The sequence below is a fragment of the Synechococcus sp. Nb3U1 genome (genome assembly GCF_021533835.1).
GTDB lineage: Bacteria > Cyanobacteriota > Cyanobacteriia > Thermostichales > Thermostichaceae > Thermostichus.
The window spans coordinates 336,241-359,694 of the sequence record NZ_JAKFYQ010000002.1; the positions used below are offsets into that span (position 1 = coordinate 336,241).

At 55.5% G+C, this 23,454-nt stretch carries 26 protein-coding genes; 6 read left to right on the forward strand and 20 right to left on the reverse strand.

The genetic code is table 11. The features are described 5' to 3' along the window. Positions 1-101 precede the first annotated feature (101 nt). The gene (locus L1047_RS12035) at positions 102-587 is read right to left on the reverse strand and encodes an NfeD family protein (protein WP_235279215.1); all 486 of its coding nucleotides are present in this window, start codon (positions 585-587) and stop codon (positions 102-104) included. 23 nt (positions 588-610) lie between these two features. Next, the gene (locus tag L1047_RS12040; protein ID WP_235279216.1) at positions 611-853 is read right to left on the reverse strand and encodes a hypothetical protein; all 243 of its coding nucleotides are present in this window, start codon (positions 851-853) and stop codon (positions 611-613) included. Between the two features lie 118 nt (positions 854-971). Between L1047_RS12040 and L1047_RS12045 the strand changes: the two genes are divergently transcribed. After that, positions 972-1,166 (forward strand): hypothetical protein, encoded by a 195-nt coding sequence (locus L1047_RS12045; protein ID WP_235279217.1) that lies wholly within the window; start codon positions 972-974, stop codon positions 1,164-1,166. A 56-nt stretch (positions 1,167-1,222) separates the two neighbouring features. On the opposite strand, the gene L1047_RS12050 is transcribed toward L1047_RS12045, so the two are convergent. The 3 genes from L1047_RS12050 to L1047_RS12060 are packed head-to-tail and all read right to left on the reverse strand — an operon-like array spanning position 1,223 to position 3,246. Next, the gene (locus L1047_RS12050; protein ID WP_235279218.1) at positions 1,223-2,278 is read right to left on the reverse strand and encodes an SAM-dependent methyltransferase; all 1,056 of its coding nucleotides are present in this window, start codon (positions 2,276-2,278) and stop codon (positions 1,223-1,225) included. Positions 2,279-2,284: 6 nt separating this feature from the next. After that, complete coding sequence (leuD, locus tag L1047_RS12055; RefSeq protein ID WP_235279219.1) at positions 2,285-2,887, reverse strand: 3-isopropylmalate dehydratase small subunit; 603 nt, start codon at positions 2,885-2,887, stop codon at positions 2,285-2,287. A 32-nt stretch (positions 2,888-2,919) separates the two neighbouring features. After that, the gene (locus L1047_RS12060) at positions 2,920-3,246 is read right to left on the reverse strand and encodes a phasin family protein (protein ID WP_235279220.1); all 327 of its coding nucleotides are present in this window, start codon (positions 3,244-3,246) and stop codon (positions 2,920-2,922) included. Between the two features lie 27 nt (positions 3,247-3,273). On the opposite strand from L1047_RS12060, the gene L1047_RS12065 reads away from it, so the two are divergent. After that, a complete protein-coding gene (locus L1047_RS12065) occupies positions 3,274-3,618 on the forward strand; it encodes a hypothetical protein (RefSeq protein ID WP_235279221.1) in 345 nt (114 codons plus the stop codon). Next, positions 3,618-4,103, forward strand: a complete 486-nt coding sequence (locus L1047_RS12070) for an urease accessory protein UreE (protein ID WP_235279222.1) — start codon at positions 3,618-3,620, stop codon at positions 4,101-4,103. The genes L1047_RS12065 and L1047_RS12070 overlap by 1 nt, the downstream gene beginning before the upstream one ends. 44 nt (positions 4,104-4,147) lie before the next feature. Here the strand turns inward: L1047_RS12070 and L1047_RS12075 are convergent, their stop codons facing one another. The 11 genes from L1047_RS12075 to L1047_RS12125 form a co-directional block, all read right to left on the reverse strand. Further along, positions 4,148-6,397, reverse strand: coding sequence for an FdhF/YdeP family oxidoreductase (locus tag L1047_RS12075; protein ID WP_235279223.1), 2,250 nt, complete (start codon positions 6,395-6,397; stop codon positions 4,148-4,150). 40 nt (positions 6,398-6,437) lie between these two features. Continuing rightward, positions 6,438-8,387 carry a dipeptidyl-peptidase 5 gene (locus L1047_RS12080; protein ID WP_235279224.1) on the reverse strand — a complete coding sequence of 650 codons (1,950 nt, stop codon included), beginning with the start codon at positions 8,385-8,387 and terminating at the stop codon, positions 6,438-6,440. A 56-nt stretch (positions 8,388-8,443) separates the two neighbouring features. Continuing rightward, positions 8,444-9,445: an ABC transporter ATP-binding protein gene (locus L1047_RS12085; RefSeq protein ID WP_235279225.1), complete on the reverse strand. Its 1,002-nt coding sequence runs from the start codon at positions 9,443-9,445 to the stop codon at positions 8,444-8,446. Next, positions 9,442-10,449 (reverse strand): ABC transporter ATP-binding protein, encoded by a 1,008-nt coding sequence (locus L1047_RS12090; RefSeq protein ID WP_235279226.1) that lies wholly within the window; start codon positions 10,447-10,449, stop codon positions 9,442-9,444. The genes L1047_RS12085 and L1047_RS12090 overlap by 4 nt, the downstream gene beginning before the upstream one ends. 11 nt (positions 10,450-10,460) lie before the next feature. Continuing rightward, positions 10,461-11,366, reverse strand: coding sequence for an ABC transporter permease (locus tag L1047_RS12095; RefSeq protein ID WP_235279227.1), 906 nt, complete (start codon positions 11,364-11,366; stop codon positions 10,461-10,463). 3 nt (positions 11,367-11,369) lie between these two features. Then, a complete protein-coding gene (locus tag L1047_RS12100) occupies positions 11,370-12,305 on the reverse strand; it encodes an ABC transporter permease (protein WP_235279228.1) in 936 nt (311 codons plus the stop codon). 93 nt (positions 12,306-12,398) lie between these two features. Next, positions 12,399-14,048 (reverse strand): ABC transporter substrate-binding protein, encoded by a 1,650-nt coding sequence (locus L1047_RS12105; RefSeq protein ID WP_235279229.1) that lies wholly within the window; start codon positions 14,046-14,048, stop codon positions 12,399-12,401. Positions 14,049-14,290: 242 nt separating this feature from the next. After that, positions 14,291-14,734, reverse strand: a complete 444-nt coding sequence (locus L1047_RS12110) for a hypothetical protein (RefSeq protein ID WP_235279230.1) — start codon at positions 14,732-14,734, stop codon at positions 14,291-14,293. 84 nt (positions 14,735-14,818) lie between these two features. Further along, on the reverse strand, positions 14,819-15,733 hold the full coding sequence (puuE, locus tag L1047_RS12115; protein ID WP_235279231.1) for an allantoinase PuuE: 915 nt from the start codon (positions 15,731-15,733) through the stop codon (positions 14,819-14,821). 156 nt (positions 15,734-15,889) lie between these two features. Beyond that, complete coding sequence (locus L1047_RS12120; RefSeq protein WP_235279666.1) at positions 15,890-16,471, reverse strand: Uma2 family endonuclease; 582 nt, start codon at positions 16,469-16,471, stop codon at positions 15,890-15,892. 105 nt (positions 16,472-16,576) lie between these two features. Continuing rightward, positions 16,577-16,756 carry a hypothetical protein gene (locus tag L1047_RS12125; RefSeq protein ID WP_235279232.1) on the reverse strand — a complete coding sequence of 60 codons (180 nt, stop codon included), beginning with the start codon at positions 16,754-16,756 and terminating at the stop codon, positions 16,577-16,579. A 483-nt stretch (positions 16,757-17,239) separates the two neighbouring features. Here L1047_RS12125 and L1047_RS12130 point away from each other — a divergent pair, with 483 nt between their 5' ends. Then, positions 17,240-17,896 (forward strand): alternative oxidase, encoded by a 657-nt coding sequence (locus tag L1047_RS12130; RefSeq protein ID WP_235279233.1) that lies wholly within the window; start codon positions 17,240-17,242, stop codon positions 17,894-17,896. A gap of 210 nt (positions 17,897-18,106) precedes the next feature. Here the strand turns inward: L1047_RS12130 and L1047_RS12135 are convergent, their stop codons facing one another. Continuing rightward, positions 18,107-19,387 carry a Zn-dependent hydrolase gene (locus tag L1047_RS12135; RefSeq protein ID WP_235279234.1) on the reverse strand — a complete coding sequence of 427 codons (1,281 nt, stop codon included), beginning with the start codon at positions 19,385-19,387 and terminating at the stop codon, positions 18,107-18,109. Positions 19,388-19,508: 121 nt separating this feature from the next. Here L1047_RS12135 and L1047_RS12140 point away from each other — a divergent pair, with 121 nt between their 5' ends. Both L1047_RS12140 and L1047_RS12145 read left to right on the forward strand, forming a co-directional pair. After that, entirely contained in the window at positions 19,509-20,204 is a 696-nt protein-coding gene (locus tag L1047_RS12140; protein ID WP_235279235.1) for a GntR family transcriptional regulator, read from the forward strand. 112 nt (positions 20,205-20,316) lie between these two features. Further along, entirely contained in the window at positions 20,317-20,712 is a 396-nt protein-coding gene (locus L1047_RS12145) for an allophanate hydrolase-related protein (RefSeq protein ID WP_235279236.1), read from the forward strand. A 122-nt stretch (positions 20,713-20,834) separates the two neighbouring features. Here the strand turns inward: L1047_RS12145 and L1047_RS12150 are convergent, their stop codons facing one another. The 3 genes from L1047_RS12150 to L1047_RS12160 form a co-directional block, all read right to left on the reverse strand. Then, positions 20,835-21,107 (reverse strand): GNAT family N-acetyltransferase, encoded by a 273-nt coding sequence (locus L1047_RS12150; protein ID WP_235279237.1) that lies wholly within the window; start codon positions 21,105-21,107, stop codon positions 20,835-20,837. Positions 21,108-21,373: 266 nt separating this feature from the next. Continuing rightward, on the reverse strand, positions 21,374-22,345 hold the full coding sequence (locus tag L1047_RS12155; protein WP_235279238.1) for an isopenicillin N synthase family dioxygenase: 972 nt from the start codon (positions 22,343-22,345) through the stop codon (positions 21,374-21,376). 41 nt (positions 22,346-22,386) lie between these two features. Further along, complete coding sequence (locus tag L1047_RS12160; protein WP_235279239.1) at positions 22,387-23,370, reverse strand: aromatic ring-hydroxylating oxygenase subunit alpha; 984 nt, start codon at positions 23,368-23,370, stop codon at positions 22,387-22,389. Between the last annotated feature and the right edge of the window lie 84 nt (positions 23,371-23,454).

The following is a 23,454-nucleotide window of genomic DNA, read 5'->3' on the forward strand; positions in this document are numbered from 1 at the left end:
AGGCAGCAAATGAGTCGTTGTGAGGAGTATCAACCCTAGCTTGTGATCTGAAATTGATCTGAAATACCTCTCCTTAAAGTTCTTAAAGCCAGGCTGGAACTTCAAGAATTTAGCATCTTCGCGGGCATCACGATCAAGGTATTGCCCTGCCGCTCCACCACGTACAGATCTTGGCCGGGTTGAATTTCTAGGGTAGGGATGCTGCATTTGGCATTCCAGGTGGATCCTAGGTAAGATACCCGGCCCCGCTCGCCAGCAGGAATAGCCGTTACCGCCCGCGCTTCCCGAGATTCCTCTAGCTGGGCCGACCCATGGGGTACCAAGCGGCGGCTGAGGATGACAAACACAATCGACATGCCAATCCAGGCGGAAAACTGTACCCAGATCGGTAAGCCCAGATAAGCCAAAAGCCCTGCCAGGAGAGCTGCCAAGCCCACAGACCCAGCCACCAACTCCGGCAAAAACAATTCAGCTGCAATTAAAACCAATCCAACGATGATCCAGGGCAGAACCATAGCATCCAGGGATCCCACTGCATCCAGTATGGCCCAAAACCCCTTGGTTCTTGGCTGGGATCCCTGTGCCACGGGTGATGGGATCCCATTCAGGCTTAGGAGCCGGGGAAATAGTTATCCAAAACCTTGAGGGGATCCGATTCTTCTGGGGGTAAGTTTTTGGCTTCGGCAATATTCATCAACGTATCCCAGTCGGTGCTCATGACAAAGGCCACCGCCTGACGAGCCGCCTCCCGGTGGGGACAAGCCTCACCCAGGACACACCCATCTCTGCAAAGAGTGGCACAGTCGTGCTCCGCCGGAGCGGCCTCGATACTACTGGGATCCGGGCCAGCCATAATGTCCTCTCTCGAACTTCCTCTCTCTTTTAAGAATACCTGAAGAGAATCTTGCACTTGAGCCGGATCCTGGCCGGGGCGTTTAGCCTAAGTGAAGTCACAGAGGAGCAGCCGCAAGATGGAGTTCCCGCAACTGCAAGAGCTGGTGGATCGAGCTTTGGAAGATAAAAAGCTCACCCGTATGGAAATGGATCAAATCGTGACGGCGATCCGAGCCGATGGCAAAGTCTCTCCCGAAGAGGCACAGCTACTCGATTCCATTCGCCAGATGGTGCTTCGCCGCGAGATTCAGGTGGTGGAAACTGCCGATTAAGGATTAAGAGGGGGGGGAATCCGTAGTGGGGATCCCTAGAGCTGTGGAGGTGCGTGTCAGTCTGCTTTTTGCAGAGGTTGCAAATATAAAGTCACCTCGCTGCGGTTGTGAAAGAGTTGTCGGGCTTTCACGACGGGGAAAGTGCCCTGCAGAATGCTGAGGGTTTGTTGGAGAACCTGTAGGCGGCGGTGACCTGGTAGCTTCAGGGTCATCACCCCAGCGCCCGCAGGTTCCAGGTGGGGGGCAAACCCTGTCATCAAGCGAGCGGAATCGCGGCCATCCATGCGCATATCGTTGAGGATTAGGTGAAACTGGCCGGGGCGACTGGCTAGGTAAGCTTGGGCGCTGAGGCGACGATGATGAATCCCCGGATCCTGGGCTAAGCGTCCATCCAACTCCGCCGGATCCACCGCCGTAACCTCTTGGCCATGCTGCCGCAATACCTGCGTCCATCCTCCTGGGGCCGCCCCCAGATCCAAAGCTCGACCCCCCGGTTGTAGGGGCACCTGAAACACCTGAATCGCCTCCAGCAGCTTAAACTCTGCCCGGCTAATCTGCCCCGGATCCCGCCGAAAACGATGGATCCCACCCGCCCAATTGGAGAGGTTTTGTAAAGCTCTAGAGAGCCCTAGGTACACCCGGATCCCATCTGCCAAAGCCAGGATCACCACCGAGAGAATCTGCTGGGGATCCTTAACCTCTAGGGGAGCACCGGTAGCTGAGATCACCTGTTCCGCTAGAGCTTGGTTTACCTGAAAAGGCTTGAAATTCAGCTCCCCGAACAGGCGGGTTTGTACCGAAAAGCTCAGGCCTGGGTCGATCCCCCCCAAAATATCTGGGCTGAGGCTCAATTTCCCCAGGGATCCCCCTGACAGCAGCCACTCTTGGTGAATGGGGCAGATGTGGCGCAGGAAAATGGGAGGTACAACCTGCCAATCCTGGGCGAGGGCGGCAAAAGAGCGCTGACTGCACACCCACAAGAGCCCCGGTGCTTCTACAAGCCTCTGAACCGCAGCCTCGGGATCGGCGGCCTCCACTTCTGCAATGGCCAGATCCAGGAACTCGGGGTCAGCGGTGCCCAGCCAAGTATGGGTATCGGCTACGGTTTTCAAGGGCTATCAACTGGCTTGCTGCCAACGCACATAGGGTAAAGAGGCCGCCACCTGCTGAATTTGCGCCTGGGCCGCCAGCAATTGCCCTGTGGCATCCCAAGTGCCCTGCACCAGCATCTGCCAGGCTCCCTCCGGGATTTCCACCACAGCCCTGCTGCCCTCCCAGCACACCTGCTTGTTGGGCAGATCAAGGCTGATCTGAAGCTGTGGGTTGGCGGCGATCGCCCCTTGCAGGGTTTGGGCCACCTCCGGGCTGACAGTCATACAAGGGATCCCCATCGCCAGACAGTTGCCAAAGAAAATCTCGGCAAAACTTTCTCCGATGAGGGCGCGGATCCCCCATTTTGCGATCGCCTGTGGCGCGTGTTCCCGGCTGGAACCACAGCCAAAGTTGGCATTCACCACCAAAATCTCGGCCCCTTGATACTGAGCTTGATCGAAGGGGTGCTGCCCTTGCCGTTGGGCGCGGTCGTCCTCGAATACGTGCTGGCCCAAGCCATCAAAGGTGACGCATTTCAAAAAGCGGGCTGGAATAATTCGATCCGTATCGATGTCGTTGCCCAACAAGGGGATCCCTCGGCCAGTGAGGGTTAAAACTTCGCTTGGCATGTGGATGAACCTCAACCTTGAACCCGGAAGGCTCATTTACGGTAAACCTGATTTTCCAAATTGCGCACCTGCCGCTCCAGCCGATCCAACCGCCCCCGCAGCTCGTCCATTTCCGATTGGCGGGGTACCCCCAAATCTTGCAGGACGTTTCGCACCTGCCGTTGAATGTAAGATTCCATGTTGCCCTGTTCCGACTTCACCTGGTTGAGCAGGCTGTTGATCACATTGGATGCCTCCTCCGGGTTGAGCTGCCCCTTCTGCACCAGATCGTCAGCGGCCTTCTTCAGCTGCTCTGCCACCAGGGTGGTTGTGCCCACACCCATCAGCAAGAGCTGACGTAAGATACTGTTGTTATCCAATGCTGCCCTCCCGTTGCACGGGCCTCCATGACTACTCATTCTCCTCAGTTTGTCCTCAACTTCGCAACTGGGTCAGCCAGCTTTTCTCTTTCCCCTAAGGCTTCCTTGGAGTTGCAGGAGGCACTACAGACTATTTTAGAGCGCCTCAAGATCAATTCAGGAAATACTCAGCGACAGCCACAACCCCCCGTGGAGTTTTGCCATCGTGCCGAAGATCTGAACTTGGAGGTGTTCTGCAACCCGAACATCTGGTCTAGCCCCCATGCCGCCAAAGTATTGGTGACTTTGAAAACCCCATTACTACGCCTGTCTACGGAGGTGGAACTGTCTCGTCTGCGGGAAGACCTCAGCCAATATCTGGAGGCCCTTTGATGGCGGAAGATCCCCACCCCCCCGCAACCGAAGCCGAGGCTCCCTCGGTCATCACGGTGTTGCAACTGCTGGATGAGACTTCGGGAGGGATCCCGCTCAGCCTTGAGGTGGTTACCCTCACTTGGCAGGATCGGCAGCGCTCGCGGCAACGACTGGTGAGCAATTGGGGTACGGAAATTCAGTTGATGCTGCCCCGTGGTACCCACCTCCAGGATGGGGATCTGCTCTATGCCGATGCGCAGCGGCAAATTCGCGTCAAGGCTCAAGCGGAGCTCGTACTTTTGATTCAGCCTGAGAATGTGATGCAAATGGGCCAGGTTCTCCATCAACTGGGCAACTGGCATCGCCCGGCGCAAATTTCTCCGGAAGGACAGGTGCTGGCATTGGCCGATGACCCGCTGCGGGATTGGTTGACCCATATGGGGATCCCGTTTCAAGAAGTTTCAAAGCCTTTCCACCCCAACTTGCTGGCTCACAGCCACTAGCTGGTTGATGGAGATTGGATAGAGATCCTGACCGGCTCACGATATCAGGGGATGAGCACAACCGGGGATCGCTTAAACGCGGGAATATCCGACTGGGGATCCTCGCAGGGGCGGATCAGGTGGTTGGCCTCAGGGTAGAACATCAGCACCGAGCCGGGTTTGATCGGGCCAAGAAGGATCTCGATGTTTTCCAGATACCCCGCGACTCCTCGGACGGTGACCCGTTGGTGCGCCTGGAGGCCAGTTCTAGCTACATCTTCGGGGTTCATCATCACGCAGTGGCGGTGGGGCATACCTCGATAGGGATCCGCCTCTTTGTAAACGACGGTGTTGTGCTGGCCATAGGCACGGGCGGTGATCAGGATGAAGGGATACCCCCCTTGGCTGGGATCCAACCCGACCGCCGCATGGGTTGGCGGATCCAACTGTGGTAGAGGCACAGGAAACATCTGGGCTTTGCCACTGGAGGTGGGCCAGGTGGCATTGTGGACAATACGGCCCTGAATGGTGAAGTCTTGCCGAGTTTGAGCGATGGTGGCAATGGCTCCATAGCCAGGAATGACGCGGGCGATCACCTGGCGAAGGTAGTCGGGATCCCCCATGCGGCTCCAGGGAACGGGGCTTTCTCCCAACAGCTGTTGGGCCAGGGTGCAGATGAATTGGAACTCGCTCACCACCTTGCTGCGATCCAAATGGGTTTTGCCCGGTTGGTTCAGGCGGACGAAATTGTTCCCTGACTCGACAGTGGTGGCAAAGGATTCTTCCCCTCGCGCCAGCACCGGCAGAAGCAGCGTTTGACGGGCTGCTAACCCCTGAAAGTGGCCGATATTGGGTTTGGTGGCTAGGTAGACGATCGTATCCACCTGTGCAAGGGCCTGTCGGGAGGCTTGCAAATCAGGGTTGGCCCCGTAGAAATTCCCCCCCAAGCACAGCAGGGTGTGAATCTGGCCAGCCCCACAGGCGCGCATCAGGTGACGGGCACTATAGCCCACCATCCGCTCCAGAGGTCGACCCACCAAGCTTTCTAAACCAATACGTATGGCTTCTCGCAGATGGCTAGATACCCCCATCGAGCCAAAACCCTGCACATTGCTGTGGCCTCGAATCGGCATCACACCACAGCCTGGTTTCCCGGCACTGCCGGTCATCAAAGCAGTATTGGCGATGGCAAAGACGTTCTCCACGCCATTGGCTTGCTGGGTGATCCCCATGGCCCAAGCGAAAATAGTACGTCCAGCATGGTCGGCAATGGCTTGCGCGGCGGCGGCAATCTCGGCGTAGGTGAGGCCACAGGCGCTGAGGATCCCTTCCCACGCGGTCTGTTGAACCGCCTCCAGAACCGCCTCATGATCAAGAGTATGGGTAGCCAAGAAGGCGCGATCCACCCGGTCTTGCTCGATCAGCCACTTCTGTATGCCCAGAAAAACGGCTGCATCCGATCCGGGATGAGGTTGTAGATACAACGAGGCGATCTCGGAACCCAACAACAGGGATCCCACCTGAGCCGGGGTGGCAAAGCGCAGCAACCCCACTTCCTGAACCGGGTTGAGGACGATCACCACCCCACCCCGCTGCCGCAAGGCAATCAGCTCGTTCATCAGGCGGGGGTGATTGGCTGCCGCATGGGATCCGGCCAAGACAAAGCACTGACAATGCTTCAGATCCGCCAGTTCCACCTGGCTGGTACCGGTGCCGAACATCCGCCCCAATCCGCGGGTAGAAGGCACATGACAGAGATCGGAACAATCGGCCAAATGGGGGGATCCCCATTGGCGCATGAACAGTTGCAGGGCAAAAGCGGCCTCGTTGCTACCCCGACCGGAGCTGTAGGATCCCGCCTGTTCCGGGGGATGAGCGGCCAGAGAGCTTGTGATCAGGTCATACACCTCTGCCCAAGAGAGCGGCTCGTAGTGCTGGCTGCCCTGACGATGGATCAGTGGTTGGCTGAGGCGGCCCAACCGTTCGGCTTGGTAGGAGGTGAGCTGGGCCAGCTCCACCAGAGTGTGTTCTCGAAAAAAGTCTTGGTGGATCCCGGCTTGTAGGTCACCCCGTTCTGCCTCTACTCCCTTGGCGCAGCGTTGCAGCGGGTGGCCCAACTCATCCCGAAAGCCTTTTGTTCCCCAGGCACAGGATTTGCAGGCGTGCTCATGAAAAAGCTTTTCGGCCAGCGGGATCCCTTGGGGTGACAGGAGGCTCTCCACCCAGTAGCCCACCACTGGCCAGCCGCCCCCCTGCTCGGGCACAGAGGAGGAAGAGAATAGCGTTTTGGGAGGGAAAGTGGATTGGTCACTCATGGGGTGGGATCCCTTATTTGATATTTGATTGGATAGGTGATCAAACCGAGGTGCTCAAGTTGTGGATCAAGACTGGCTCGATAGCGTCTGCTAGCAGAAACCCGAACACTTGGGCATAGAAGTAAAGCTCTGCTTCCAGGGCTCGTTTGATATTGGCCGCCTGCCGGAAACCATGTTGCTCTCCCTCAAAAGGGACATAGGCCACCGGCAGTCCCTTAGTTTTGAGGGCGGCGACCATAGCTTCTGCTTGGTTGGGGGGCACAATGGCATCTTCCAGCCCCTGAAAGAAAATCACCGGGCAACAGAGACGCTCCAAATGATGAATGGGAGAACGGGCTTGATAAAGATCCCGTCGCTCCGGGTAGGGGCCGATCAAGTTATCCAAATAGCGAGATTCAAACTTGTGGGTATCTTGGGCCAAAGCTTCTAGGTCGCTGACGCCATAATAGCTAGCACCCGCCTTGAAGACTTCATGAAAAGTCAGAGCAGCCAGCGTTGTGTAGCCCCCGGCGCTGCCACCGCTGATCATCAGCCGTTCCCCATCCACTTGGCCCTGATCCGCCAAGAATTTTGCCCCACAGATGCAATCCTCCACATCCACGAGGCCCCATTTTCCTTTCAGCGCATCCCGATAAGCCCGTCCATAGCCTGTACTGCCTCGATAATTTACATCCAAAACGGCTATGCCCCGGCTTGTCCAGTATTGGATCCCTAGGTTCAGCACCGCCGAGGTAGCCCCCGTCGGCCCCCCATGACTTTTCACCAGGAGGGGCGGTTTTTCCCCAGCCGGAGCGACAAAATCCTGATTCTTGGGGGGGTAGAAGAACCCATAGGCCACCTGCTCTGCCCCGGTGGGAAAGGTGATTGCCTGTGGGATGGACACATAGCCGGGATCCACCTCCAATCTGTTGGAGCGGGCCAGCACCTGTAACTGTCCAGAATCCAACTCTAAACAGACCAATGCTACCGATTCTGTCGGGGATCCGGCCAGGAACACCGCTTGCTCCCCACTCACCTGCAAACCCCTGATCTGGGTATAGGGTGGGCGCCCACAAGGGATCCCTTCCAACCGCCCAGAATCGGGATCCAGATAAGCCAGGTGAGATATCCCCTCCCGCTCGTAGCAGGCTAGGATCCGCCCATCCCCACAAAACCCGTAGGTGCTCAGGCCAAATACCCACTGGGGTTCGCCAAACTCCGCTTCCAGGGGGTAAAGGGCTTGAATCGGATCCGCAAGGGCGGGATCCCAGCGGTAGAAATTCCACCAACCGGAGCGATCCGAAATAAAGTGAAGCATGCCCTCCGGTGACCATTGGGGTTGAAAAATCGATTCCGTGGGGCCACCAGCTATTTTTTGGGGATCCCTTAATCTCCCATCTGGGGCCACTTCTGCCTGCCAAAGTTCTGTCCCATCCCAGGGCATCTGCGGATGCTCCCAAGTCAGCCACACCAGAACCTGACCGTCTGGGCTAAGGCGAGGGTTGGCGTAAAAGTCATGTCCCGCCGCCAAAATCTGCTGGGATCCACTCGACAAATCAATGCTCACCAGACAATTGACCGGCTCTCCCCCTGAACTGTGATCCTCCCGCACACAGAGGATACGTCTGCGCACCCGATCCACTACTCCATCTGCGTAGCGGTAGGGGGCTGCTTCTGTCAGCGGTAGGGGCTCCGAACCTGGGATCAATCGGTAGAGCCGCTGGTCGGCAAAGTGGCAAAAATAAACAATTCCCTCCGACACCCAATAGGCTCCACCCCCATACTCATGCACACGGGTGCGCACGTTCCAGGGATCCGGGGTAAGTTCGGTTTGGAGCCCGTCCCTAGAACGCCGGATCAGCACATTGGGCCCTTTTTCTTGGGGGCGGCCCTCCGTCCAGTAGAGATCCCCTTGATCCCAGCAGGCCTGGCCCAAACGCAGGGATTCCGCCACAATCCAATCGGGCGTAATCGGGGATCGCCAGGATCCATACCTTGCTTGCTCGACCATGAGGGGCCACTCCTGCTACTAAGGCAATCCTAAGGGATCCCTTTGCAGGGCTCCACTCAGCGGATCCCTGTCAGCACCGCCGGATCCTTAGCCCGAATACAATTCACCATCCGCCCTTCCGACACCATCGGAGGTGGCAAGGGTTGCTTGCAGACTTCTGTGGCAAAGCTACAACGGGGGGCAAAAGCACATTCTCGAATTGGGCGATACAGCCTGGGCGGGGATCCGGGAATGGCCAGCAACCGTTCCTGCCGATCCATGCCTGGATAGACCGTGGCCGAGAGTAACCCTTGCGTATAGGGATGCCAGGGATCCGCCAATACTTCATCAATCGGGCCTTGTTCGATAATACGCCCGCTGTACATCACCGCCGTTTTATTGGCCACTTCAATGGCTACTCCTACATCGTGAGTGACGAAGACGATGCTCATGCCCAATTCTTTTTGCAATTCCTTCAGCAGCAGCAACACTTGAATTTGCACCGTGGCATCCAAAGCTGTGGTCGGTTCATCCGCCAGCAACACCTTGGGTCGGCAGGAGAGGGCTAGCGCGATCATGGCCCGTTGCCGCATACCCCCACTCATTTCGTGGGAATAGGCATCCAACCGTTTGCGAGCCGAAGGGATTCGAACCCGTTCCATCATTTCCAAAGCCTGTTGCCGAGCCGCCCCGTAGCTACACCCCTCATGGCGGATCACCGCTTCGGCAATCTGATCCCCGATCGTAAACACCGGATCAAAAGCCAGCATCGGCTCCTGAAACACCATCGACACCAGCTTGCCCCGCATCTGTGCCAAGGCCGCCCCATCCATGGACAGCACCTCCTGCCCCGCCACCCATACCTGCCCGGTAAGGGTAGTTTTGTGAGCCGGATGCAGACGCATCAAGGATTTGAGGGTGACGCTTTTGCCACTGCCGGACTCCCCCAACAAAGCCAGGGTTTCCCCTTCCGCCAGATCAAAACTCACCCCGGTCACGGCGTAGATCGAGCCTTCCTCCCCCTTGAAGGTGACGTTTAGATCCCACACCTCTATAACATTCTTAGCAACACGGGTCATACCGTCACCTCCAGAGGCTGCACATTGGAATAGCCGGATCCCGGGATCCGCATATGACACGCCACAAATCGCCCGGATCCCACATCCGAGAGGGGGGGGTCCACCTGAGCACACACCGCTTCTGCCACCGGACAACGGGGGTGAAACCGGCAACCTGAGGGAGGCGAGATCGGGTTGGGGGGATCCCCTTGCAGAACGATATGGGTTTTCCGTTCGCTTGGGCGTTGGGCGGGCAAAGCCGACAACAAAGCACGGGTGTAGGGGTGAGCGGGGTAGGCGTAGAGCTTCTCCACTGGGCCAGATTCCACCACCTGTCCCAAGTACATGACCAGCACCTCATCGCTGACGTACTGCACCACATTTAGGTCATGGGAGATGAACAGGTAGGTGAGGTGAAATTCCGCCTTCAAATCCGCCAACAAATTCAACACCTGAGCCTGCACCGATTTGTCCAACGCCGAGACCGCCTCATCCAAAATCACGATCTCCGGCTCAATTGCTAAGGCGCGGGCAATGTTTACCCGTTGCCGTTGTCCACCCGACAGTTCGTGGGGGTAGCGGCGAATGAAGTTATCCGGATCCAACCCGACACGAGCCAAAAGATCGCGGGCTTTGCGACGGGACTGATCTTCGCTGGCCCTATTGATACGCGGGCCAAAGGCAATGCTGTCTTCAATGGTTAAGCGCGGGTTCAAGGAGGCGTAGGAGTCTTGAAAGACCATCTGCATCCGCCGCCGCAACTCGTTCACAGGCCGCTGCCCCTCGCCAAATTCTTGACCGTCAATAGCAATCCGTCCAGAATCCGGTTGGATCAGGTGCATCAACAACCGGGCCGTGGTGGATTTGCCGCAACCCGACTCCCCTACAATGCCCAGGGTTTTGCCACGCTCCACTGCAAAGCTGACATTTTCTACCGCCTTGACCACCTGGGTTGGCTTGCCCCGCAGGGTTTTACCCACCGGATAATATTTTTTTAAGCCTTCAATTTCCAACAGAGCTGTCATCGCTTTACTCCTTACCGCTTCAGATCCATTGCGCCGCGCAAGCCATCGGAGAGCAAATTAAAACAGAGAGAGGTGGTGAAGATCATCACCCCCGGTAAGACCGTCACCCAGGGCTGGATGTAAATGGACTGGCGCAAGGTGTTGAGCATTAAGCCCCATTCGGCGGTGGGAGGTCGTACCCCCATGCCCAAGAAGCTCAAGCCGGCTGAGAGAATCATGCACACTGACACCAAGCTAGTGGCATAGATAAACACCACCCCCAAGACATTGCCCAGTACATGAACCCGAATGATGGTCAGGGCATCGGCCCCAGAAGCTCGCGCCGCATCGACAAAATCCAGATGGCGCACACGGGTCGTGGCACTTTCTGCCACCCGGGTAATCGGCGGGATAAACACCAACGTCAGAGCGATCAGGGCATTCACCGGGCCAGTGCCCAATGCCCCAGAGATGGCGATGGCCAGCAACACCGCCGGAAAAGCAAAAAACACATCGGTGGTGCGCATAATCAAGCTGTTGATGAAGCCCCCAAAAAAGCCAGCCACCATACCCAAGCTAGTGCCGATGATAAAAGCCAGCAGCACCGGCGTCAGGCCCATGACCAAGCTGACCCGCCCCCCATACATGAGGCGGCTGAGAATATCCCGCCCCAGCTCATCGGTGCCCAGCAGGTGCCCATCTGCGCCAATTGGGGCAAGGCGAATCGTCATGGATCCCTGGGCGGGGTCGTAGGGGGCGAGCAGGGGGGCAAATACCGCCATCAAGATCAAAAAAGCCAGGGTGAGTGCACAAACCACCGAGAGGGGATCCCGCCGCAGGCGCATCCAGACGGTGGCCCAGTAGCCGCGGGACTTAGCGGAAAGGGATCCCGCCTCGGCTGCCGCGGTAGATACCGCAGAGGTTGTTGCTTCGCTCATGGGTTAACCTCGCTTAATGCGTGGATCCAACAGGGTTTGCAGCACATCCACCGCTAGGTTGAGCACCACAAAAAACATCGCCAGGGTGAGAATAATGCCCTGCAACAAAGGAATATCCCGCTGAAAGATGGCGGTATTCAGGAGATAACCCGTTCCTGGCCAGGAAAAGACCGTTTCCACCAAAATTGAGCCCCCTAGCAAATAGCCAAACTGTAGGCCCATCACCGCCAACACCGTCGGAGCAGCATTTTTGGCCACATGCTTGGCAATTAAGAGGCCCCGTAGCCCGCGTGCCTGTAGAGCCGTGACGAACTCGGATCCTAAAATCTCACCCACGGTGGATCGCACCGTGCGGGTGATGATCCCCATCGGGATGAAGCTCATGGTGATGGCAGGCAAAACCAGGTGGCGCAGCCTGGTGCCGAGATCGCCGGATCCAGCCCCCAGCGAGGGCAGCCAATCCATCTGCACCGAGAAAATCACCACCAGCAGCAGCCCCAGCCAGTAGTGGGGCACCGATACCCCGATCACCGCCAAGGCGGTGGAGAGCTTATCCATCCAACGCCCCTGAAAAAAAGCCGCCAAGGTACCAAACAGCGTGCCGAAGAAGAAACCGAGAAAGGCCCCCGCCAACGCCAGCACAAAGGTATTACCCAAGGCCAGGCCAATCTCGGAGGTGACAGAACGACCATTGGAGACAGAAATGCCTAGATCCCCGCGAATCGCCCGCCCAATCCAGCTCAGAAACTGCAGAATTAAGGGCCGATCCATGCCATAGGCGCGGGTGATCGCCTCCACCACCTCCGCCGGGGCATCGGCAGGGATAATCGCCGACAAGGGATCCCCGGGAGCCAAATGCACCAACGAGAAACAAACTGCCGCCACCGCCAGGGCAATCGGAATGGTATAGACCACTCGTCTGAGAATAAAAGAAACCACCGGGATCCCTCCTGATGAGTTGGCCTAACCCTCTAGCACAGAGAATCCATACCAAAGAGTTGGGATTGAACATTTTTGAGATATCTTGAGCCTCTAGTTACTCAGAGAAACGGGGGTGAGATCCTGGAACCAGCTCTTGGCCTGAGCAAAGCCCTGCACCTCCTTGCGCATGGCCCGTGGCCCAACATCATGACCGACAAACAGGAAAGGAGCATCCTCCACCAAGGTTTCGTGCAGTTGTCGGTAGACTGCTAGGTTCTCTTGCGCATCGAAAGTGGTTTGCAGCTTTTCGATTAGGGCATCCACTTCTGGATTGCTGTAGTGGCCCCAGTTCAAAGAAGCGGGAGGCTTGCTGCTGGTGGCCACAAACCGCACCATCGCCGCAAAGGGGTCATGGGTGGCAAAGGTAATATTGGTGGCATGGGCTCCCAACGAGGCCGGATCCGCCGCCCCTTGTCGCCAGTTGTTGAACAGGGTTTCCCAGATCAGCACCTCGTACTCCACCTGGATCCCGACTGCCGCCAACTGCTGCTGGATTAACTCATTCATGGTCAGGGGCTGCATCTGCCCAGAGCCCGAAGCAGAGATCAACACCTTGGCCTTCACGGGGTTGTCAGGGCCAAAGCCCGCTTCGGCCAGCAGGGCTTTGGCGGCTTCTGGGTCGTAACGCACCTCAAAAGCCGGGGATCCAAAGGCAGGGTCATCGGGCAGGAGAATGCCACGGGCAGGCACCATGTTGCCTCCCAACAGGGCCTGGATGGCTTCGCGGTCGATCGCCAAGTTGGCCGCCTGCCGCACCCGCACATCCAACCACGGGGATCCCTCTAAAAAGCTGAATTGCCAGGGCCAGAGATGCGGATAGCCATTGCTGGTAACCGTAAAGCCCCGGTTTTGCAACATGGGCAGCGTATCGGCGGGGGGAGCCTCGATCCAGTCCACCTGACCCGAAAGCAAGGCATTGGAGCGGGTGGTGCCCTCCGGAATGGGGATCAACACAATGCGTTCCGCCTGGGCACGACGATTTTCGTCCCAGTAGTTGGGGTTGGGGATCAATTCTGCCCGTTCACGAGGCACCAATTTGTCCAGCATAAAGGGGCCAGTCCCCGAGGGATCCGCCTCAAAAGCAGCCCAATCTTTCCCCAGGGCTTCCCAGTGGGCGGGGCTGGAGAAGAACATGAAGGGCAACTGGTAGATCAGTAGCGAGTTGGGGGTTTTGGTGGTGATTTCAACGGTGTAATCGTCGATTTTGCGAATGCTTTCGAAAGCTGGGATCCGAGCCACCACTTGTGCCGCCTGACGAGCATCGTAATGGGGGGCAGATTCGTCAAAAATCTTCTCGAAATTAAACACCACTGCATCGGCATTGAAATCAGAGCCGTCGTGAAACTTCACCCCCTGCCGCAGATTAAAGATCCAAACCCGGGGATTTTCCGGATCCACCGACCAAGAGGTGGCCAAGTGGGGTACCAACGGCGCGGGCTTGTCCGTTACCGACAGATCCCAGGTCACCAAAGCATCGTAGAGGGTCATGCCTGTAAAGCGCACCCCTTCAAACCCAGAGTTGGGAGCACCAGAAGTGATGGGAATATCCGAGGCCGTCATACCAATGCGAATCGTGCCACCGGAGGGGTTGGCATAGGAAAAGGGAGTTGCCATCACCGCCAACACAGCTCCCATCCCAGTGGCCATTTGCAACAAGGGACGACGACCCAACTTCAGTCGAGAGTTTTTCAAAGCTTTCATGGAACACTCCAGTAGATGAGCAAAAGGTAAACTGGGGCAAAATGCTGAACCGAAACGCCCGAGCAGGATGCGCTTCCAAAAACTTATTGTATGCAGCATACAATTCTGTCATCAGACTTCTGTAGTGAGAGATACGGTTTTCAAAATTGCGGGTCAGATCTGATCCCACCCATGCTGAGGAGGCTGCCCCTAGGGCTTTCAAATCCGGTAGATCACAGCTTCTGAAGAACCAACAGGGATCCCTAAACCCGATCAGAACCGACAACCTCAGGATGGGATCCCAGCTTTTCTCGCATCCATTGAAAGCCCACCCAATTAAGACCCAATCCGAACAGGAACAACATCAGCATCAGGGCAATTTGGGACCAAACCACCGGAACGACCATCAGATCCGCCAGCAGATGGAAAAAATTGAGCACAGAATACAGCACAGTCATCGCAAAATGGGTTCTGCGGAATGGGAGTGAATCATTAAAGGCTGTGAACACCATCAGCCACAATGGCAAGGCGAAGAAGGCCAACATCAGCCAAAAGATTAACCCCACATCAGCCGTTGCCTGATGGGGATCCGAATGGGCCACATTCAACCCATGAAAAAGCGGCATCAAGCCCAAGTCGGTGTGAAAAAGTAACCCCAGCAAAAAGACATTCCACAAAACCAGGATTTTGATCTGAAAATGGCTCATAACCCATGCCCTCCTGTGCCTCAGCACTCCAGCGGAACTCAAGGTAGTCAAAGCCGAAAAAGGAGGTCGTTACTTCTAGTGTACTCAGAGGGATCCCTGCCCAGTGATCTTCCGCCAGTGGTGGGCAATATCCACTCGCCGACAGAGCCAAACCTGCTTATGGGCTTGGACATAATCCAAAAACTTAGCCAAGGCCAAAGCCCGACCGGGACGCCCCACCAACCGACAGTGCAAGCCCACACTCATCATTTTCGGTGCAGTTTCCCCCTCCTGGTAGAGCATGTCAAACGTATCCCGCAAATGGGCATAGAACTGATCCCCAGCATTGAATCCTTGTGCTGTAGCAAAACGCATATCGTTGACATCGAGAGTGTATGGGATCACCAAATGGGGTTGTCCGGATTCGGTGACCCAATAAGGCAAATCATCGGCATAGCTGTCGGCATCGTAGAGAAATCCTCCCGCTTCCACCACAAGGCGGCGGGTGTTGGGGCTAGTACGCCCCTGATAAAACCCCAACGGCCGGGAGCCTGTGGCTTGAGTGTGTAGTTCAATTGCCCTGTGAATGTGTTCTCGCTCCACCTCAATGGCTACATATTGATAGTCAATCCACCGATAACCATGGCTGGCTATTTCCCAATCAGCCTCTTGCATAGCGGCCACTGCTTCGGGGTTACGCGCCAACGCCATGGCCACCCCAAACACCGTTACCGGGATCCCACGCTGAGTAAACAACCGATGCAGCCGCCAAAACCCGGCCCGACTACCGTACTCATACAGCGATTCCATATTCATGTGGCGCACCCCCGACAACGGCACCGCCCCGACAATCTCCGATAAAAACGCCTCAGAAGCCGGATCCCCGTGCAGAATACAGTTCTCACCGCCCTCTTCGTAGTTGACCACAAATTGCACAGCGACCCGCGCCTGATGGGGCCAATGGGGGTGAGGCGGAGTACGGCCATAGCCAACCAGATCGCGCGGATAAGGCTCAGACATGGAGAGATCAACTCAGTGGGCGGGATTCAGAAAACCACCACATCATAAACCTGAACCGAGCTGATGCAGTCCGTGGACGGGCGGATCCCTGGTTATTCCCTGTCTTGTCAGGGATCCCATCCCAAAAACAGCTCTTACCAAACCCTTAACAACTCCTCAAGATGACCAGATTTTTTGAATCGGCAAGATGAATCCGGGCAATACCTCCTCTCCCGAGAGCGTCTGCGGATCCTCGAGCAGCTTTGGCGCTTGGCCAGCACAGTAGATCATGGCTCGCTTCGCCTTCGGATCCAACAACCACCCCAACCGACAGCCATTGTCCATATACTCCTGCATCTTGGCCTGAGTTTGGATCCAAGAATCCGTCGGTGACAAAATTTCCAAAACAAAATCGGGACATAGGGGTAAAAATCCCTGCCGCACATTTGGGTTCAAAGCCTCCCACTTTTCAATCGGGATCCAGGCCAAATCGGGAGAGCGGTCGCTGCCAAGAGGTAGGGAAAACCCTGTGGATGAATCAAAACTCTTGCCAAGGCCAGTCTGCCGGTTCCAAACATAGAGTTCCCCGCTGATTTCAAAATTTAGGTTGCCAGTTTCACCTCCAGTTGGGGCCATGATGATCAACTCTCCTTGGGCAGTGCGTTCTAGCTTCAGCTCAGGATTGGCTCCACAGAGCCGGATGAAATCCTCCCGCGTCAGGGTCATCAATGGGGTTAAATCAAGCGTTAAGGCTGTCATGGCAAGCGGATTGGACGGGTTCATAAGGCCAGTCTACTCAGGCCCCAGGATTCACCCGCAAGGTATCTTCACCAAGAAGTCCATATTCTAAAGTTTTGGTACTCACTAAGCCGGGATCCCAGCCGACTCACACCAAAGGGCAGACTGCAACAGAGACTCATTCATCCTCCCCCAACCGACCCAAAAGCTGAGTTCCCAAGGGTAAGCCAGCTTCAGGCTTAAAAATTCTGGCTGGCGCAGCTTTAACTGTGAGGGCTGTAGAGTTAGCAAAGGAAAATCCACCATTAATTTCACAACGGAGATGTTGCTTAAATTAAGCAAATTTTGTATTCTAGCCTCGGGATAAATTCTCCCGCACTACTGCCAGACATTAGCAGGATTGAGACAAGCCCAATAGATTGCCCAAACTGGATTTCAGAATTTTTCTTCTGAATCAAATATCTTAAGATTAGCAATCATATCTTCACAAGAGTTTATGTTCTCGATCTTTGAAACTAGTCTTAAGAGAATCCTTAGAATCTAGCAAAGTCTGATGATGTCTACTCTTCAGAAATAGTGTTCATGGTGACCCATTTAATCAGGGACACAGTTTCTGGAAGTCAAGCTAGATTGGATTTTAGTGAACACTTAGTGAACACTTTAGAGATTGAGCTAGATCTAAACTCCAATCCAACCTCAGAACAGCCCAGGAGTCTTTAAGAGCTTTTTAGGACTAGGTCTTAGATTCTAGTGCAGATCTCACTACAGCTTGTCACAGGAGATTTTCCCATGATTCGTTTGCTAGTGGCCATCCTTGCCTTCGTGATTAACGTTCTCTATCGTAATCGTCCCTATCCCAGGTTTTATGTGCTAGAGACGGTAGCTCGGGTTCCTTATTTTTCCTATCTTTCGGTCTTACACCTCTACGAAACTTTGGGCTGGTGGCGCAAAGCAGACTGGCTCAAGGTACATTTTGCCGAGTCTTGGAATGAACTGCATCACCTGTTGATCATGGAAGAGTTGGGAGGTAACAACGTTTGGTTCGACCGGTTTCTCTCCCGTCATGCGGCCTTGGTCTATTACTGGATCATCACCCTCATTTACTTAGTTCATCCTCGCGCTGCCTATCACTTTATGGAATTGGTGGAACAACACGCCTACAAGAGCTACGATGCTTTTCTCAATAGCCACGAAGCTGAGCTAAAAGCCCAACCGGCAACCGACGTGGCCATTCGCTATTACCAGGATGGCGATCTGTATATGTTCGACGAGTTTCAAACAGCTCAGGTACCGGCAGAGCGTCGCCCCCAGATGAATACTCTGTATGATGTTTTTGTGGCCATCCGGGATGATGAAATGGAGCATGTAAAAACCATGCAAGCCTGCCAAAAACCCGAAGCCAGAGAAACTTTCAAAAGCCCCCACACCGTTGCTCAGACCAGTTGATCAGAAGAATCCTATCCTCTCTCTTCTCATCTTCATCTGTTGATTGCTAAGCGTCAGCTTCTGGCGCTTTTCTCGTGTCAGGCAATCTCAGGAAGCCCGCCCCATTCCGGGGTGGTCATGCCAGTTGGTATGTGGCATGTGCTGGATCAACGGATGGATCAATGGATCGATCCTTTCAATATCCTGAGCATTATCCTGAATTTCTCCTACTCACTCGCTCAGCTCATCCACCAGAGCGGCCAATAGCTGCCAACCCAAGGCAAAATCCGCTATATCCATCGCCTCATCGGCATTGTGACTGCCATTTTCATTGCGCACAAACACCATTGCCGTCGGGATCCCTTGGTTGGCAAACACGGCACAATCATGTCCCGCCCCACTGGCCATGGCCAAGGTCGGGATCCCTTGCTGTTGGGCCAAGGTTTTCAATCTCTGGCGCAGGTTGACATCCATCAATCCTGGCAGAGCATGGGTACATTCCCCCAAGTCGATCGTGCCCCCCCGGCGCTGGCCAATGTCGGCGGCAATCTCTCTCAAGTAAACGTCTGTTGCCAACAAAGCTGGGTGATCTTCGCTGCGAATATCCATCGTGAACTGGACTTCACCGGGTACTTTTGTCAGAGTATGGTGCTCTGGATTGGTGCTAAATTCTCCCACCGTGGCCACAAAATCGATCCCATCTGCTTCCCGCTGTAGCCAGTGTTGCTCTAGTGCCTGGACAAACTCTACCCCCGCCAACACCGCATCCTGACGCAGATGACGAGGCACTGCCCCCGCGTGGGCGTAGCGGCCCTGAATCCGACAGTGACGGTAGCGCAAGCTGCCTCGGATCCCGGTCACGATCCCCACCGGGATCCCGGCATCCACCAGTGCTGGCCCTTGCTCGATGTGCAATTCCAGATAGCAGTGGATGTGCTCAGGACGCAGATAGACTTCCCCCTGCCGCAGGCGCTCCGGCTGAAAACCGGACGTCGCCATGTGTTCGGCCAAGCTCAGGCCCGTATCCGCACGCTTCAAGCCATCTAGCAAAGCTGGAGGAAGCAAGCCAAAAGCAGCTCGACTGCCGATGTAAGGAGCCGGGAACCAGCACAATTCTTCCGCCCGACACCCCATCACCGTGACACTGCGCTGTGGGATCCGACCCAACCGTTTTAGGCGCGCTAACACCATCAAACCCGCCACCACACCGGCAGCCCCATCGTAATTGCCTCCATGGGGTACCGAGTCCAAATGGGATCCCATTATAATCTGGGGGGCTGAGGGATCCCGTCCAGGCAAGGTCATGTAGAGGTTTCCAGCCGCATCGGCTGTCACCTCGAGGCCCAAGTCGCGGGCGGTTGCAGCCATCAGATCATGGGCCACGTTTTCCCCCGCGCCATAGGTATCGCGGGTAATGCCGGGAACATCTGTAGTGTGGTGGCGAAGGCTAGCAAACAACTGCTCTGCCTGCTCCATTTCCAGAACAGCAAGGGACGTTAGGGTGGGCATCATGGAAAAACCCGTTCAGAATAGGCCAAGGCGAAGGATCCCATCGGCTGTTCTTAGTGTATACCGTATGCTGATTGGTGATAAGCTAATAACTACCGCCCGTTTTAATTGATGAGAGGTTCCCTTGAGTGCTGCCTTGCGTTCTCTGCCCCGCAAAGAGTCTCTCTACGAGCAAACCTATCAAGCATTACGGGAAGCAGTTCTTTCCGGTCGTTTAGCGCCAGGAGAACGGCTGGTGGAGACCGTTTTGGCGGAGCAACTGCAGGTGAGCCGCACCCCGATTCGGGAAGCCCTACGCCAACTGCAACGGGAGGAGCTGCTCATCCTCGGCCCCAGTGGGGGCTTGCATGTGCCCATCTTTTCCGAGCAAGATGCTGCTCAGCTATACGACTGCCGTTTGGCCCTAGAGCACCTTTCGGTGATGGGATCCTGCCAACAGGCCAGTTCCAGCCAACTGAAAAAAATGCAGGAGCTGGTGCAGCAGGCGGAGCAGCTTACGAGCATCCCCCTAGCAGAGCAGGATCCGCAGGCGCTCTTGGATGTGGACTACCGCTTTCATCACCTATTGGCGGAGAGTTCCGGCAACCGCTGGTTGGTCTCTCTGCTGGATCAGGTGTTCGACAAGATGGTGCTCCTACGTCTACAAACCACCTACCACAATCCGGGCGTGCTGGAGGTGCGGGTGGAGCATCGGCGCATCTATGAGGCGATTGCGCAACGGGATCCGATTCTGGCCACCCAGTCCATGAGCGAACATCTCGTCGCCAGCAAAGCCAGGGTGATTCGGGAAGTTCAGCATATGCGGGGCACACGGGTCTAACCTGCCTAGAGGAGGAAAGGTTGATTTGATGATTTAATCTGAACATCCTTGCCCAATCTGAGCCGTTTCAGCGTCTACCCAGTTTTTGTTTTTTGATTTTGAGGAGTGCACTATGCAGCGCATCTTTATCTGTGGCTCTGCCCTCACCGGCCAGCCGGATCATGCCAATGTGGAAAGTGCCCGTTTCGTCGGCCCAGTGCGTACCCAACCCCGCTACCGTATGCATGCGGTGGAATCCGGTTGGCATCCTGGCGTATATGAGGTGGAATCAGGGGGTGTAGCTCTGGCGGGAGAACTCTACGAAATGACCTCCGAGCAGTACGAAGCGCTGTTGGCCTCTGAACCTCCCCATCTTTATCCGGGCCAAGTTCACTTAGAAGACGGTAGCTTGGCTATCGCCATGATTTACCCCAAATCTTTGGTGGAAAAGCACCAGTGGCCGGATATTTCTCACTTCGGCGGTTGGGCAGCCTACAAAGCTGGTCAACTGTCTCTGGCCTCGGCTTAGTCTAATGCGCCTGCTGATTATCAACTCCAACACCTCGGACAACGTCACGCGTGCTGTTGAGACGGCAGCTCGTCACTATGACCACCCAGAGACGATCCGCTGCCGCTTGGATCCCGATGTCCCTACTCTTGGCGCAGACGGGCCATCATCGACACATCCACATACTCCCCTTGCCGAAAAGCCAAGCCTTGCAAACGTCCTTCGCTCACAAAGCCAAACTTCTCGTAAAGGGCAATGGCTGCCGAATTATCGGAATAAACCATCAATTCCAAACGGCGTCCATTCAACCACTGATCTGCCAATTCTAGAGCTGCTCGCATCCGGGCAGAACCGGCCCCTTTACCTTGTTCAGCAGGATGAACCGCAATGGATCCCAATTTGGCCACATGCCGCATGCGAGGCAGTGTTTATGCCGTCAAGGACAAAGTGCCAATCAGCCTCGGGCCATCACACGCCACAAGGAGATAGTTGGAATCACAAGATTGGGCAATGCGCTGCTGAACAGAGGCCAAACTAGCAAAGGGCATTTCACAGGCTCAGTAAAGAGAGCTTGTAGTGCCTCAACATCTCCCAATTCCGCACGGCGAATGGTCAGAGTAGGCCGACTTAGGGGCGAAGGGGCGCTGTGCAGAGTGACTAGGGAAAGGGTTGTAATCCGAAATTAATAAGTCGCTTGCAGGCGGCCCAGCACATAGTCTTGGGTGAGAATCGGCGGATAAAGGGGATCCCGGTGATGACGACCGACACAGGTAATTTCGGCATCAAAATTGGGGTAGACCACAAAGGCTGTGGAGTAGCGGGAATACTGAGCTTGTGGCCCCGTCGGCAGGACAACACGGTGGGGGGTAGAACAAAATTCATGGTTGGTCCAGCGCTGCATCAAATCGCCGGTATTCACCAAAATTGCCCCTGGGATCCAAGGAGCCGGGATCCATTCTCCCTGTTGGTTGCAGACTTCTAAACCACCAACCGAGTCTTGAAACAGCAGGGTAATACTGCCGTAATCAGTGTGGGCTGCGGCACGGGTTTGCCCCGTTTGTAGGTGTTCTGGCAAGGGTGGGTAGTGCAACAGGCGCAGAATAAAATGCTGTCGATCATGACGACGGGCAAAGTAATCTATCGGCAACTGCAAAGCTAAGGCAAAAGCCCGCAAAATATGCTGGGCTGCTGTACTGGCAGCTTCAAAGAAAGATAATACCCTCTCCCGGAAGAGCTCCGCTTCTGGGGGCCAGAGGTTAGGGTGGTCGTAGGCGGTAGCAGGGTGTACAATCGGGCCTTCTTTGCCAACATTGAAGCCCTCTTTAAGATCGCCGGGCAAGCTCGGATCCAACCGCTCACTTTCCAAAGGAGAGTAACCTCGATTGCTGCCATGATCTTTCCAGGAAAGGCTATTTTTTACGTCTAGGGGTAGAGCAAAAAACCAGCGCGCCTGTTCAAAGAATCTATCGATTTCACTTTGTTCAATACCAAATTTGGTGAGATACAAAAAACCAATTTTATGACAGGCTTGATAAATCTGTTGGGCCACTTGTTCCTGTTGGCTGAGATCCCCGTGAATAAAAGGATGCATATCCACCATCGGGATCTTTTCGGTAACGGTAACAACTTGATTTTGCACAGTGGCGGAACTCATGACGGGGATCTCCAGACTAGAAAAGATTAGAAAAGGGGTCATTAGGAGCCAGAAAACAATTGAGCCAGTTGTCGACGCATCAGGATCCCGGGTTTATCGGAGGCCATGTGTTGCTCTTGGGCCAAATCCAGCGGTGTGTCGTAGTCGGTGGTTTCTAAAATGCCGCGATCCTCGGCAGCGATGGCCCGTTCCCAGGCGGTGATATCGGCTTCTGGCACCTCTGCTTCTGTGTCGTTGCTGAGGCAGAACTGGATCACCTGTGAGGTGGCATCGTCGATGGGAGTGGCAAAGGTGCAGATGATACGGACAACGCCATTGCAATAGGTGAGGGTGAGCTTACGACCAAAGGGTATATACCACACCATGTCGTTGTTTTGGATCGTCTTAGGGTCGGCCATTTGCAAATTTTGCTGCTGCTCGGGCGGGTTGACGACGGGCACCCAAGTACGCACCTGCAAGCCATACTCGAATACTTCCGTTTCCAGACGGGGAGGAATGGGTTGCTCGGCATCCCCAAAGCTGCTGCTGTGCACAAAGGCCAAGTGGGCCATATCAAAGGAGTTTTCCATCAGGCGCAAGCCGCTACAGCGCCACGGCTCACACAGTTGGTGCATCAGACGAAACGCTGGATCAAAGGCTTCGGCAATGGTTGGGATCCCGATCAGAGGCTCCTCTAAGGCTACCCACACGTAGCCATAAGCTACCTGAGCAGCATAGGCAGGTACCCGATAGGATTCCGGGATCCCTCCTCCGATCTGGGGTACCCTCACACAACGGCCCCTACCATCAAATCGCCAACCGTGATAGGGGCACCGAAGGGATCCCTCGATAACCCGTCCCTGGGACAAACGAGCCGTGCGATGACAGCAGCGATCCGCCAGGGCAAACACACCCCCCAAGCCATCCGACCAGAGCACCAGCGGGGATCCCAGCAAAACAAAGCGCAATGGCCCTGCCTCCAGCTCCCCAATCCGACAGATGGGATACCAAAAGTGCTGCAGTTGAGGCTGTTGAGTGACCAGCATCAGTTAATCATGCAATGGATCTCTTCTCACGCTAATTGGGACGGGATCCGAAAATCGGTAGCCTAGAGTACGGGATCCCGAAGC